This is a genomic window from Actinoplanes sp. CA-051413 (assembly GCF_050955795.1).
Lineage (GTDB): Bacteria > Actinomycetota > Actinomycetes > Mycobacteriales > Micromonosporaceae > Actinoplanes.
Genome location: NZ_CP192100.1, coordinates 5,257,182 through 5,270,767, shown reverse-complemented (window position 1 = coordinate 5,270,767; position 13,586 = coordinate 5,257,182). Strand labels below are relative to the sequence as shown.

Sequence of the window (13,586 nt, the reverse complement as noted above, 5' to 3'; positions counted from 1 at the left end):
GTCCTGCCCCGCACGGCCTATCCCGCTCGGCCTGGACCGCTCACGGTCCGGGCCGGGCTTTGTCCGGTCCCGGGGTCTGGAGGTCGGCTGCGGCTCAGGGGTTCGGGCGGACCAGGCCGAGGTCGTAGGCGGCGATCGTCGCCTGCACGCGGTCGCGCACGCCGAGCTTGGCCAGCAGCGCGTTGACGTGCACCTTCACCGTGCCGGTGGTGATGCCCAGGGCGGTGCCGATCTCGGCGTTGGACATGCCGGTGGCGATGCTGACCAGGACCTCACGCTCGCGGGGCGTGAGGCCCTCCAGCCGCCGCCCGGGCTCGGCCGGGCCGGACAGCCCACCGCTGGCGAACGCGTCGATCAACCGTCGCGTGACAGCGGGACTCAGCATCGCCTCGCCGTCGGCGACGACCCGGATGGCGGCGAGCAGATCGGCGGGCAGCACATCCTTGAGCACGAACCCGGCCGCGCCCGCCTTCAACGCCTCATAGACATACCGGTCCTGATGGAACGTCGTGAGAACAAGGACCTTGGTCTCCGGCGCGGCGGCGGTGAGCTGCGCGGTGGCGGTCAGCCCGTCCATGCCGGGCATCCGGATGTCCATGAGCACCACGTCGGGCCGCAGCCGGGCGGCCAGGTCGAGCGCGGCCTGCCCGTCGGCGGCCTCACCGACAACTTCGAGCCCTTCCTCGGCATCGACGATGGCGGCGATCCCGGCGCGCACCATGAGCTGGTCGTCAACGACCATCACCCGGACGGCGATGACGCCACCTCCTTGTCGTCCCCGGCCGGCGTACCCGGCCCGTCGTCGGCAGGAATGGTCCCAGCCGGCCCCTCAGCCTCGCCGGCCGGGTTGCTTGCGCCGGTCGGGCTGCTCGCGGCCTCCGCGCCGGTCGCGCTCTCTGCGCCGGTTGCGCTGACGGCCTGCGTCGGTTCACGTTCCGACCGGGCCGGTGCCGGGAGGAGGATTTCCGGGAGGCCGTCGCCCGCGGCGGCCATGCTGCCGCCCACCGCGGTCAGCCGGGCCCGCAACCCGGCCGCGATCTCCCCACCCTCGTCCGCCGGCATCGGCCGCACGCTGATCCGCAGCGGGTCCCCGCTCAGATCCACCCGCACGCTCACCGCCCCGGTGTCCCCGGCCAGTAGCAGCTCCACCACCCGGAACGCCGACAGGTCCACGTCCGCCGGCAGCACCCGCCCGGCACCGCGGATCTCCAGGCCGACTTGCCGCCCGTGCGCCCGCCACCGGTCCGCCAGCCCGGGCAGGGCCGCCGTCGTCGGCTGCGGGTCGCGGTCGCCGGCGTCGCGGGCCGGGTCCGGTTCGGCGCGCAGGCCGTTGAGGAGGCCGCGCATCGCGTTTAGGGCGGTCCGGGCCGAGGTCAGCACCTGGTCGAGGTCGCCCGCGTCGGCCGCCGTCGCCACCCGGGCCGTGTCGCGCAGGACCGCCGTCTGCAGGCCCGCGGCCACCCGGGCGCGTTCCAGGCCGGCCTCCCAGATCGCCTGCGCTGTCGAGGTGGCGACCAGGTCGTGCTCGCGGGCCTCGAGTTTCGTACGGCGTCTGCGGACGAGGAAGCCGGCCAGCCACGAGCCCACCATCGGCACCCCGAACGGGCACCCGATGACCGCGGACATGAAGATCACCCAGATGATGAAGGGCATCTCCTCCTCCGGCGGTGCGTCCAGCGCCATCGTGACCCCGCCGGCCAGCACCGCCGCGGTGAGCGCGGCCGGGATGGCCAGGGCGGTCAGGTTGTTGCGGCGGGCGTAGCGGGCGACCGCGTACACCGCGGCGGCTTCCGCCCCCAGGCCGGCCAGCATGAACCAGCCCAGCGCGGGGGCGACCAGGCCCGCCACCATCAGCGCCGGCAGCAGCCACGAGGTGAGCGCCACCGCGGCGAGCACGGGCCAGGGGTGGGTCCGGCGCCAGATCACCGGTACGGCGTGGGCCGACGCGACCAGGATCAGCAGGGGCACCGGCGCGCCGGCCATATCGGGGTCGTCGTCGGAGATCAGCAGTGCTCCCACCGGCACGAACAACGCCAGCAGGAACACGACCACGTCGATGACGTGCTCAGCACCGGGCAGCTGCCGGCGGCGAGGGGCCAAGGCCGGAGCGCTGGTCACCGGCAGCACAGCGCGGACGCGCCAGCCGCCGCCGGGGCGGGGGCCTGCGGTCAGGGTGCCGCCGAGTGCCGTGGCGCGTTCCCGCATGCCGGTGATGCCTCGTCCGGAGCCCATGCCGGTGACGCTGTCCGTGTGGGCGCCGTCGTCGTCGACGGTGAGCTCCAGGCCGTCGGTCACGGGGGCGAGCCGGATGCGGACGCCGCCGGCCGGGGCGTACCGCAGGGTGTTGGTCAGGGCCTCGCGGGTGATGCCGCAGACCGCCTCGGTCGTCGCGGGCGGCAGGTCGTCCGGGGCGGCCTGCACGGTGACCTGCTGGCCGAGCAGCCGGAAGCCCTCGGCCAGCTCCTGCAGGCGGGCGGTGACCGGGCCGGGCCGTTCGTCGGGCCGTTGCAGCAGCGCGACCAGCCGGTGCAGCGCCGCCAGGGTGTCGCGCCCGGTCCGGGCGGCGAACTCGCGGGCCTCGGCGACCAGGTCGGGACGGGTGCCGCCGAGGCGCTGGGCGGCCGAGGCGATGACCACGATCGAGGTGAGGTGGTGGGCGGTCACGTCGTGCAGCTCGCGGGCCAGGCGGTGCCGTTCGGTGTCGGCGGCCCGGGCCCGCCGGTCCTCCGCCTCGGCGAGCCGGCCCGCGGCCTTCGTGCGCTCGGCGTGCCAGCGGTGCCGGGCCCGGCCGAACGCGACGACGGTCGAGTAGACCACCAGGATGCTCACCAGCTCGAGGGCGTACTCGTCGTTCAGGCCCGTGGTGGTGGCGATCAGCGTGGCCTGCCAGAGCATCACCGCGGCTGCGATACCCAGCGTCAGCCGCTGGGGCCGCAGTACGGCGATGCTGTAGAGCGCGATCAGGTCGGCGAGTGAGACGACCAGCAGCGCGTCCGTCGGCACGCCGTACGTCCCCACCGTCAGCGCCGCGGCCACGACGCCGAGGGCGGCCAGCGGGGCCGACCGCCGCCACAGCAGCGCCACCGTGGCGACGAGGGTGGCCGCGACGCCGGTCGCCACGGCGGGCGCGGACAGCCGGTCGTCCGAGGCCAGCGGGATGCCCGGCCAGACCGCCAGCTGGGTGACGGCGAGAACCAGCGGCAGCAACCAGACCGGAATGCGCTCCATGACGCACCGACCCTAAGGGTGCCCGGCCACACCCCGCATCGGTCCCGGGTGCCACCGGCGTCTATATCCAAGGGTGGAGACGGCCTGGCCCGCGGCGGGAACGCTCAGCTTCGGCTCCCCATCGCCGACTGGTACTGCGCCAGGAGTGACAGAGACCAGGGAGCCGAGCGCAGCGATGAGTCCAGCCGACAAGCGGGTAGGCCGCCGGCGCGCGGTGCGGCCCGCCCGTCCGGGCGTGCTCCCGCTGGCCCTGGCGTTGCTGGCGGTGGCCTGGGTGCTGGGGTGGCTGGTGACGCACCGCGGGGGCACTGTGATGCCCGGGTACGCCGGGGGACCGGTGGCCATGGTCGCCGCGTTCCTGGCCTGCCGGCGGATCGGCTCGATGATCGTGGTGCCGCGGCCGATCCGGGGCTTCTGGCGGCTCTTCTCGCACGCGGCGATCTGCCTGGGGATCGGCTCGGTCGGTGCGTTCGCGTTCGCCAACAACGATCCCGGGCTGTCGCCGTACATGGCCGTGCCGACGATGCTCGGTGTCGTCATGGTGGTGCTGGCCTTCCTGCGGCTGCCGACGGAGCAGCGGTCGCTGCTGCGCTGGGCGCAGCTCATGCTCGACGGCGCGACCGTCGCGGTGGCCGGTGCGCTGATCTACTGGTACGTCGTCCTCGACCTCGCCACCGCGGCGACCTCGACGCTGACCCAGAACGGCGCCGCCGTCACCGGGGTCGGTTCGCTGATCGCCCTGGTCGTGATCGGCCGCGCGGCGATGAGCCCGGCCAGCGCCGTCGACTCGGTGTCGCTGCGCATCCTGACCGTCGCGCCGCTGGTCGCCGTGGCCACCACGGTGCTGCTCATCGCCGGCGGGGACACCGGACGGCTGATCATCTCGGTGCTGGGCGTACCGCTGGTCGGCGCGGCGATGGCGCTGGCCGCGTACCGTCAGGAAGTTGTCCTGCGCCGCCCCGCGGCGGCCCCCGCCGCATCGTCGTCGCGCAGCATCTACAACGCGCTTCCGCTGGTCGCGGTCATCGCGACCGCCGCCCTGGTGATCACCGTCTCGGCCCGCCAGCTCGGCTGGCACCAGCGCGTCGTGATCATCGGCGCCGTGCTCATCGCCGCCTTCGTGGTGGCCCGGCAGCTGCTCGGGCTGCGGGCCAACGCCCGGATGCTGGCCGGCATCCGCCGGCAGCAGGCGGAGCTCGAGCACCTGGCAATGCATGACCCATTGACCGGACTGGCCAACCGTGCCCGCTTCGGCACCGTTCTCGCCGAGCGCCTCGACGCGCACCGCAGTGCCAGTGTGCTGCTGGTGGACATCGACGACTTCAAGATGGTCAACGACACCATGGGGCACGCCGTCGGCGACCAGCTGCTCTTCGAGGTGGCCCAGCGGCTGCGCCACCACAGCGCGGTCAGCCACCTGCCGGCGCGCCTGGGCGGGGACGAGTTCGCGGTGCTGCTCGACGCCGACGAGCCGGCCGTGGCCGAGGAGGCCGCCGCGCGGATCCTGGCCGCGCTCGCGGTGCCGTTCCGGGTCGGTGAGCACCAGCTGCTGGCCCACGCCAGCATCGGCGTCGCCCTGGCCGGGCCGGGGGACAACGCCGACGAGGTGCTGCGCAACGCCGACATCGCCATGTACGCGGCCAAGGCCTCCGGCAAGGCGTCCTGGGCCCGCTTCGAACCGCGGATGCACAGCGAGGTCGTCAACCACGCCCGCCTCGGCAGCGAGCTGCACAACGCCATCATCCGGCACGAGCTGGAGCTGGCCTACCAGCCGGTGTTCGACCTGGTCACCGGCCTGATGTCCGGCGCCGAGGCGCTGGTGCGCTGGCGGCACCCGGTACGCGGGCTGGTCTCGCCGGCCGACTTCATCCCGGTCGCCGAGCGTTCCGGGCTGATCGTGCCGCTGGGCTCCTGGGTGCTGCGCGAGGCCTGCGAGCAGCTGGCCAAGTGGCACGCCGAGTACGGCGCCGCCGCCATCCGCTCGATCAACGTCAACGTGGCGGCCCGGCAGCTGCGCGAGTCCGGTTTCGTGGACGAGGTCGCGGCCGTGCTCAGCGACACCGGGCTGATCCCGGCCAACCTGGTGCTGGAGGTCACCGAGTCCTCAGTGCTCGACGGCCGGCAGGTCCGCGAGACCCTGCAGGCCCTGCACGAGCTGGGGGTGCGGCTGGCGCTCGACGACTTCGGCACCGGCCAGTCGAGCCTGAGCCTGCTGCGCGCGTTCCCGGTGGACGTGCTGAAGCTGGACAAGTCGTTCGTGGACGGCATCTGCGACGGCGAGGACCGCGGCCGGCTGGCGGTGGCCGCGGCGGTCGCCCAGCTGGCCGAATACCTGGACCTGTACGCGGTCGCGGAGGGCATCGAGACGGCGGCGCAGGCCGAGCGGCTGCGGGAGATGGGCTACCGGCTGGGCCAGGGCTACTTCATGGCCAGGCCGCTGCCGCCGGCCGAGATGGCCGAGCTGATGATCCGTACGGTCCTGCCGCTCACCGCGGCGTGACGGGCCGGCCCGCGTGAACGGGCCGGCCCGGCGCTCTTACGCGGAGACCTCGTTGCGCTCGGCGCCCCACATGGTGTGGAAGGCGCCGTCCTTGTCGACGCGGCGGTACGTGTGCGCGCCGAAGAAGTCGCGCTGCCCCTGGATCAGGGCCGCCGGCAGGCGCTTGGCGCGCAGGCCGTCGTAGTACGCCAGCGCCGACGCGAAGCCCGGCGCCGGGATGCCCTGCTGGGCCGCCGTGGCGACCACCCGCCGCCAGGCCTCCTGCGCGCCGCTGACGGCGTCCAGGAAGTATTCGTCGACCAGCAGCGACGGCAGGTCCGGGGACTTGTCGTAGGCCTGCTTGATGAAGTCGAGGAACTTGGCCCGGATGATGCAGCCGGCCCGCCAGATCTTGGCCATCTGGCCGGGGTCGATGTCCCAGCCGTACTCCGCGCTGGCCGCCTGGATCTGCTGGAAGCCCTGCGCGTACGCGACGATCTTCGAGGCGAACAGCGCCTGCTCGACGTCGGCCTGCAGGTCGGCGCCACCCGCACCCGCGGTGGCCGTCGGGCCGGGCAGGTGTGCCGCCGCCGCGCGGACCTTCGGGTCGCCGGACAGCGCCCGGGCGAAGACCGACTCGGCGATGCCGGAGACCGGCACGCCCAGGTCCAGGGCCGCCTGCACGGTCCAGCGGCCGGTGCCCTTCTGCTCGGCCTGGTCGACCACGATGTCGATGAACGGCTTACCCGTCTCCGCGTCGGTCTGCTTGAGCACCTCGGCGGTGATCTCGATCAGGTACGAGCCCAGCCGGCCCTCGTTCCAGCCCTTGAAGATCTCCGCGATCTCCGCCGGCGAGTGCCCGCCGACCGAGCGGAGCAGGTCGTACGCCTCGGCGATGAGCTGCATGTCGGCGTACTCGATGCCGTTGTGCACCATCTTGACGAAGTGCCCGGCGCCGTCGGGGCCGACGTGCACGCAGCACGGCTCGCCGTCGACCTTGGCCGAGATGTCCTCGAGCAGCGGGCCGAGCGACTCGTAGGACTCCTTGGACCCGCCCGGCATGATGCTCGGGCCGTGCAGGGCGCCCTCCTCGCCACCGGACACGCCGGTGCCGACGAAGTGCAGTCCTCGTTCCTTGAGCGCGGCCTCGCGCCGCCGGGTGTCGGCGAAGTGCGCGTTGCCGGCGTCGATGAGCATGTCGCCCTCTTCGAGCAGCGGGGCGAACTCGTCGATGACCGCGTCGGTGGCCTTGCCGGCCTTGACCATGATCACCACGCGCCGCGGGCGCTCCAGGCTCGCGACGAAGTCCTCGGCGCTCTCCGAGGGGATGAACGTGCCCTCGTGGCCGTACGACTCCACGAGTTCCTTGGTGCGCCCGTAGCTGCGGTTGTGCAGCGCGACCGTGTGGCCGTGGCGGGCGAAGTTGCGGGCCAGGTTGCGACCCATCACCGCCAGCCCGGTTACCCCGATTTGGGCCTTTTCCGTCATGAACGTCCTTCCTCCACGCGAGCGCCGGAGTATGGGTCCCGGCGATCGCAAGCCGTCGCGCTCATTCTTACGTGTTTGCGGGTCCGAGGGTTCGACTGTCCCGTCTCCCGGTTACCCCGGAACCCTCACCAGGGGCTCCGGCGCGCCGATGGAGCAGGACGTGAGCAGGGGCCGGAACTGGTATCTGGGCGTCACCGGCACGTTGACGGTGGCGCATCCGCTGCTGCCCGCCGACGTCCGCTCGGTCACGTACCTGGTGGTCTCGGCCTGCACCGTGGTGCCGCTCACGGCGCTGGCCCGGCGGTCGGGGTGGGCGCAGGCCCGGATGTGGTGGATGCTCGCCGCCGCGATGGTGGTGCTCACGGCCGGTAATGCGGTGACCACGATCGGCGGTACCGCCATGCGGTTGCCAGCCGAGCTGCTGCTCACCGTCGGTCACGCCGGTCTGCTCGGCGCGGCCGTCAGCCTGGTGCTGCGCCGGGGCCGCAACGACATCGGCGGCCTGCTGGACGTCTCGGTGACGGCGATCGGCCTGGGCGGCCTGGTCTGGACCGCGCTGGTCTTCCCGCGCCTGCGGAGCCTGGACACGCCGCAGGGCGAGCAGATGACGCTGCTGATGAGCATGCTGATCCTGCTAGGCGTCCTCGGGGCGCTGGCCCGGGTGTGGCGGATGGCCGAGACCCGGTTGCCGGCCCTGGTCATGCTGCTCGGGGCGCTGCTGCTGGCCCTGGCCGGCAACATCCTGCTGGCGCTCAGCACCGGCACGATGACCACCGGCCGGCCCGGCTGGACCGAGATGTTCTTCCTGCTGGCCTACATCCTCGTCGGCCTGGCCCCGCTGGACGCCTCCGTGCCGGAGCTGCAACGCGCCGGTCCGGCTCCGGTGGACCGGCTCTCCACCGGCCGGCTGGTCTTCCTGGGCGCCACCCTGGCCGCCAACCCGCTGGTCGCCGGCCTGCGGCAGGTGCTCGACCTGCACGCCGACGGACTGCTGCTCGCCGTCGGCACCGTGCTGATCGTGCCGCTGGTGATGGTCCGGATCGGCCGGCTCGCCACCGAACGGGGGGCCGCCGAGGAGGCGCTGCGCCATCAGGCCACCCACGACCCGCTGACCGGCCTGCCCAACCGGGCCGAGCTGATCACCCGGTTGCAGGCCGCCCTGGCCCGCGAGCGCGCCGCCGGGCAACCCGCCGTCGTGCTGCTGTTCTGCGACCTCAACGGCTTCAAGGCCGTCAACGACCGCCTCGGCCACACCGTCGGTGACCAGCTGCTGACCGGCATCGGCGCGCGGATCAGGGCCGGCCTGCGGGCCCACGAGACCATCGCCCGCTACGGCGGCGACGAGTTCCTCGTGCTGTGCGAGGAACCGGACCAGGCCCAGGCCGCGCGCCGGCTCACCGGATACGTGGAGAGCGCCCTGGCCGAGCCGTTCGTGCTGGCGGGCACCCAGGTGCGGGCGAGCTGCAGTGTGGGCGCCGTGCTCTCCGACGGCCGGACCGGCGCCGACGAGCTGATCACCCGGGCCGACCAGGCGATGTACCGGGCCAAGCAACGCCAGCACGCCGCGGCCTGACGCGCGGTGGGCCGAAGATCGGTCCGACGGTACGCTCCGTGCGTGAAGCGCGGCGAGATCTGGACCATCGGCAGCCGCACCGACCTGCGCTACCGGGTCCTCGTGCTCTCCTCCGACAACTACAACGACCGGGCCAACCCGTCGCCGTTCTGCGCGCCGATCGTGCGCCAGCGCGGCGCCACCGAGCTGCCGCCGTACGCGGTGGCCCTCACCGAGCAGGACCCGATCACCGGCGTCGTGGTGGTCAACCGGATGCGCCGGCTGCCGGCCTCGGTTGGCGCCGAGCGGATCGGCATGGTCACCGGCTCCAGCATGGCCCGGCTGGCCGAGGCCATGCGCGAGCTGTTCGAGCTGTGAACAGGGCCTGCCCTACTCGACGCTGACCACGCTGACCTCGCGGGTGCCGGTCAGCGTGCCGCCCGGCGCCCCGACGTAGGTGCCCGACGTGGGTGCCACGTCCGCGTAGTCGCGCCCGACCGCGACGGTGACGTAGCCGTTGCCGGCCCGGCGGCCGTGGCACGGGTCGAAGGCCAGCGCCACCGCCCGATCGCCCCGCGGCACCAGCACCTCGACCCAGGCGTGCGTGCCGCCCTGACCGATCAGGTGCCCGGAGACATAGCGCGACGGCACGCCGAGCACGCGGCACATCGCCAGCATCACGTGCGCCGAGTCCTGGCAGACGCCCCGGCCGCCCGCCAGCGCCTGCGCCGCTGTGGTGCTGACCGAGGTCACGCCGTACTCGTAGGTCAGCGCTGTGTGCGCGAGCGCGCACGCCCGCTCGGCCGTCTCCTCGTTGTCGGCCGCGGCGCAGCCGTCCGCCAGCTCCCGCAGCGCCTCGTCCGGCGCGGTCAGCCGGGTGGCGCGCAGCAGGCGCGGGTCGTGCAGCGCCGCCGGCGGCAGCTGCGGCGGGCCTTCGCCGACCACCCGGTCCAGCGTGGCGGTGAGCCGGAACTCGACCGCCTGCTCGACCCGGGCGGCCACCACCCGCACCACCGTGTTGCCCGCCGCGTCCAGCCGCGAGCGCCGGGCGTGCGCGGCACCGGTCACGGCCAGGCGGTGGCTGCGCCGGTAGAGGTCGCCGTGGCGGCGCCGGGGCACCACCACGAGCCGCTGGGCGAGGGCGGTCACCGGTTCGCGGTAGGCGTACCGGAAGCTCTGCTCGACCCGGAAGCCGATCCGCCGCGCCCCGTCGAGGTCCATCCCGCCATGATCCGGCATCGCTGTTTCCGGCGCATCACCGCACCGGATCGGGCCGGCAGCACCGCACCGCATCGGACCGGCGCCGCGGTCCGTTCGGTGACCTGCGGGAACCGGGCGGCCGGGGGCCGCCACCGGACGGCCCCCGGGCCCCGGTCGTCCTTCCGGGTGACCCGGCCGCGCTGCGCCGCAGGTCGACCCCGGTGGCAGGTGAACGGGGGATGACGCTGCGCGCCGCGCTGGCGTATGCAGGGAACCGTAGTGGTGAATTCCGGCAGGTGGGAGCGGTATGGGCGGCAGGCAGCAGGCGTACCTGGAGGCGATGGAGAACCTGCGTTCGGTGGCGCGTCCGGCCACCGGGGACGGTTCACGCGCCACCATGGACCGGGCTGTGGGGCTGCTGGCCGGGCGTACCCGGTGCCGGCTCTCGGAGGCCCACCGTCACCTGCTGCAGATGGCCGCCGACCAGAACCGCGACGTGGTCGACGTCGCGGCCGGGGTGATCAGCATGCTGGACATCCCGGAGCCCGCCGACGACCGCGGCCCGCCGCTGCGCTCGATGCTGCTGGCGCCCCGGCGCGCCAACGCCGACGTCCGCCCGGTCGAGCCGTGGCTGGCGGTCGTGCAGGCCGTGCTGGACCTGCTGCCCGGGCAGTCCGCGCTGCTCACGCCGGTGCGCGGCGAGGTCGGGGAGCTGGTCGACCTGATCTACGCCGCGGCCACCCCGGAGGCGACCACGCCCGACGGGCTCCGCGGCCGGCAGCTGGTCGGCACCCGGATGGCCGAGCAGTTCCCGCACGCCCCGGTCAGCGACCGGTGGGCGGCCTACCAGCGGGTGCTGGAAACCGGTGAGCCCGTGCAGCTCGGGCCGTTCATGGTCGACGACCACCGCTTCACCGTACGGGCCCACCGCCTCGGCTCCGGCCTGTTCATGACCTGGGTGCGGCACGGCGCCGGCCCGGACGAGGGTGACCGGATCGCCGGCACCGAGCAGCTCGGCAACCTCGGCTGGGGTGAATGGGACCTGATCAGCGGCGAGGTCCGGTGGTCGGCCCAGCTGTACCGGATCTACGAACGGGACCCGGCCCTCGGCCCGCTGTCCACCGAGGAGACCGAGGCGCTCGCCGTGGCCGAGGACGCCCCGCTGCGGCTGGCGGCGGCGGAGGCCTTCGAACGCGGCGAGCGGGTCGACGTGACGTTGCGGGTCCGGATCAAGGGCCGGATCAAGCACCTGCGTACGGTCGCCGACGCCACCCGCGACGGCGCCGGCCGGCCCCTGCGGCTGTACGGCATCGTGCAGGACGTCACCGCCCGGGAGAACAGCGCGCGCCGGCTGGCCGAGGTCGAGCAGCAGCTCGCCGAGCACCGCCGCAGCCTGCACGCCGAGCACGAGCTGGCGGCCCGGCTGCAGCACATCATCCTGCCGATCCCGGAACGCCCGGTGGAGCTGCCCGGCATCAAGGTGGCCGTGCGTTACCTGCCGGCGGGCCAGGAGAGCCTGGTCGGCGGCGACTGGTACCACGCGGCGGCGCTGCGGGACGGCTCGGTGCTGCTGGCGATCGGTGACGTGGCCGGGCACGGCACGCTGGCCGCGACGACCATGGCGCAGCTGCGGTACTCACTGCGGGCGCTGGCGGTGACCACCACCGACCCGGCCGAGCTGCTCGGGCACCTCAACCGGATCACCTGTGACCTGGACGAGGAGCGGCCGGAGACGGCGGCGACCGCGATCGTGGCCCGCTACGAGCCGGCCCTGCGCCGGCTGACCTGGGCGCAGGCCGGGCATCCGCCGCCGCTGCTGAGCCGCGGTGGCCGTACGCAGCCGCTGCCGCGTCCCAGCGGGCCGATGCTGGGGGTGGTGGAGGACGCGAGCTACGAGTGCGCCGAGCTGCGGCTGGCGATCGGCGACCTGCTGCTGCTCTACACCGACGGGCTGGTGGAGTACCGCTGCCGCAGCCTGGACGAGGGGCTGGACACGGTGATCCGTACCGTCGACGAGGCCGTGGCCGCGGCGCCCCGGCAGCCGCTCGCGGAGCTGGTCAGCCGGCTGCGGCAGGCCAATCCGGACGACGACACGTGCATCCTGGCGGTGCGTCCGACCACGGGGGAGACCCAGGACCTGCGCCGCTATCTACGTTCGCGCTGAGCGGTCCAGATCCGCAGCGCCCGCCGGACCAGGTCGGCGTTGCCGGTCGCGGGCCGGCCGTCGTCGGTGACCAGGGTGTCCTCGAGGCCGATCCGGGTGGGCAGGCCGAGGCGCCCGGCGTGGGCGATCAGCGGCCAGCAGGCGTCCTGCTCACCGTGCAGCAGCCGCGGTCCGGTGACCGCGAGCCGGTCGAGGATGGCGTCGGCTGCGGCCACCGCGTCCGCGGCGGGCGTGTCGAGGATCTCGATCAAGATCCGGTCGACCGGTACGCCGTCCAGCCGCTCGGCGTCCCGTGGTGACCAGACGCCCGCCTCGACCCCCACCCCGGCTGCCCGCAGCAGCGCAGCCAGTTCGGCGAAACCGTCCTCGCCGACGTTGACCGACGCGAACGAGGGCCGCTGGTCAGCGCCGAGATCCGCCCACCGGGCCACGGTGGCGTGCCGCCGCGCGACGTCCCCGCCGGTGATCCACAGTCCGGTGGAGACCCCGACGGGCGTACCGGGGCAGCTCGCCCGGACGGCGGCCACCGCCGCGCCGATGTCGGCCGGGTCGAGGCTCTCCGCACCGTCCGCGCCCCGCGGGTGCACGTGCACCGCCTCGGCCCCGGCCGCCACCGCCTGCGCCGCCGCCACCGCCAGCTCGGCGGGGGTCACCGGGACGGCCGGGTGCTCGCCGCGGGCCCGGCCGCCGTTCAGGCAGGCCTTGATCCGCCGGATCATGCGTCCTCCGGGGAGAACGGGGTCCGCGGCCGGTCCAGCGGCTCGCCGTCGAGGAAGATGTCGACCTTCTCGTTGTAGAAGCTGACCAGCCCGGCGATCGGCAGCAGCTCCCGGGTCGGGAAGTCGTAGGACCAGGCCAGGTCGGCGTGCAGGGTGCCACCGGCGCGCACCGACCAGTACGCCGTCGTGCGCCCCTTGTACGGGCAGGCGGTGACCGTCTCGCTGGGCACCAGAGCAGTGAAGTCGACGGCGGTACGCGGCAGGTAGTAGCGCGGCGGCAGCCCGGTCTCGAAGACGATCACCGGCGTCGCGGACTCGGCCAGCCGTACCCCGTCGAGCTCGACGCGCACGTGCCGGGTCGAGCGCAGTGCGTCCACCCGCGCGTACGGGTTGCGGGGATGGACGAACACCTGCTCGTCCTCCTCGAACCAGGCATCGAGGGCGTCCCACTCCAACCGGACCAGCCCGGCCAGCTCCCCTCCGGTGTGCAGGTGCCCGGCGGCCGACCGGGTCACCTCGCCGGAACGCAGGCCCACCCGCCGGGCGGTGCCCTCCGTGACCTGCTCCTCGTCGATCAGCACCTCCGCCACCAGGTCCGCGGCCGGTACGTAGTACTGCGGGTACGGCGGCCACTCCCACACGTACACCGCGCGGGTGGTGTCCAGCACCACCCGGTCACCGAGCATGCCGCGGATCCGGCGCGGCACCGGCTCGCGGTGCCCGACCGGTGTGATCAGTCCGGGGTAGCCCGCCATG

10 protein-coding genes are annotated in these 13,586 nt (G+C 73.9%); 4 read left to right on the top strand and 6 right to left on the bottom strand.

Going from position 1 to position 13,586, the window contains the following annotated elements:
* Window positions 1-94: 94 nt before the first annotated feature.
* Together ACQP2Y_RS24875 and ACQP2Y_RS24870 are read right to left on the bottom strand one after the other, a co-directional pair.
* Window positions 95-742, bottom strand: coding sequence for a response regulator (locus ACQP2Y_RS24875; protein WP_433717368.1), 648 nt, complete (start codon window positions 740-742; stop codon window positions 95-97).
* Complete coding sequence (locus ACQP2Y_RS24870; protein WP_433717366.1) at window positions 742-3,228, bottom strand: histidine kinase; 2,487 nt, start codon at window positions 3,226-3,228, stop codon at window positions 742-744. Before ACQP2Y_RS24870 ends, ACQP2Y_RS24875 begins: the two co-directional genes overlap by 1 nt.
* A gap of 175 nt (window positions 3,229-3,403) precedes the next feature.
* On the opposite strand from ACQP2Y_RS24870, the gene ACQP2Y_RS24865 reads away from it, so the two are divergent.
* Window positions 3,404-5,728 carry a putative bifunctional diguanylate cyclase/phosphodiesterase gene (locus tag ACQP2Y_RS24865; RefSeq protein WP_433717364.1) on the top strand — a complete coding sequence of 775 codons (2,325 nt, stop codon included), beginning with the start codon at window positions 3,404-3,406 and terminating at the stop codon, window positions 5,726-5,728.
* A 36-nt stretch (window positions 5,729-5,764) separates the two neighbouring features.
* Here the strand turns inward: ACQP2Y_RS24865 and gndA are convergent, their stop codons facing one another.
* Window positions 5,765-7,195 (bottom strand): NADP-dependent phosphogluconate dehydrogenase, encoded by a 1,431-nt coding sequence (gene gndA / locus ACQP2Y_RS24860; protein WP_433717362.1) that lies wholly within the window; start codon window positions 7,193-7,195, stop codon window positions 5,765-5,767.
* A 160-nt stretch (window positions 7,196-7,355) separates the two neighbouring features.
* Between gndA and ACQP2Y_RS24855 the strand changes: the two genes are divergently transcribed.
* Together ACQP2Y_RS24855 and ACQP2Y_RS24850 are read left to right on the top strand one after the other, a co-directional pair.
* A complete protein-coding gene (locus ACQP2Y_RS24855; protein WP_433717360.1) occupies window positions 7,356-8,768 on the top strand; it encodes a diguanylate cyclase domain-containing protein in 1,413 nt (470 codons plus the stop codon).
* 42 nt (window positions 8,769-8,810) lie between these two features.
* On the top strand, window positions 8,811-9,125 hold the full coding sequence (locus tag ACQP2Y_RS24850) for a type II toxin-antitoxin system PemK/MazF family toxin (protein ID WP_212994587.1): 315 nt from the start codon (window positions 8,811-8,813) through the stop codon (window positions 9,123-9,125).
* Between the two features lie 12 nt (window positions 9,126-9,137).
* Here the strand turns inward: ACQP2Y_RS24850 and ACQP2Y_RS24845 are convergent, their stop codons facing one another.
* The gene (locus ACQP2Y_RS24845; protein ID WP_433717357.1) at window positions 9,138-9,968 is read right to left on the bottom strand and encodes a transglutaminase family protein; all 831 of its coding nucleotides are present in this window, start codon (window positions 9,966-9,968) and stop codon (window positions 9,138-9,140) included.
* A gap of 286 nt (window positions 9,969-10,254) precedes the next feature.
* On the opposite strand from ACQP2Y_RS24845, the gene ACQP2Y_RS24840 reads away from it, so the two are divergent.
* Complete coding sequence (locus ACQP2Y_RS24840; protein ID WP_433717355.1) at window positions 10,255-12,111, top strand: SpoIIE family protein phosphatase; 1,857 nt, start codon at window positions 10,255-10,257, stop codon at window positions 12,109-12,111.
* Here ACQP2Y_RS24840 and ACQP2Y_RS24835 read toward each other — a convergent pair.
* Window positions 12,093-12,830 (bottom strand): 3-keto-5-aminohexanoate cleavage protein, encoded by a 738-nt coding sequence (locus ACQP2Y_RS24835; protein ID WP_433717353.1) that lies wholly within the window; start codon window positions 12,828-12,830, stop codon window positions 12,093-12,095. The two genes, ACQP2Y_RS24840 and ACQP2Y_RS24835, sit on opposite strands and share 19 nt — an antisense overlap.
* Window positions 12,827-13,585 carry a DUF427 domain-containing protein gene (locus tag ACQP2Y_RS24830; RefSeq protein ID WP_433717351.1) on the bottom strand — a complete coding sequence of 253 codons (759 nt, stop codon included), beginning with the start codon at window positions 13,583-13,585 and terminating at the stop codon, window positions 12,827-12,829. The genes ACQP2Y_RS24835 and ACQP2Y_RS24830 overlap by 4 nt, the downstream gene beginning before the upstream one ends.
* Window position 13,586: the final 1 nt, after the last annotated feature.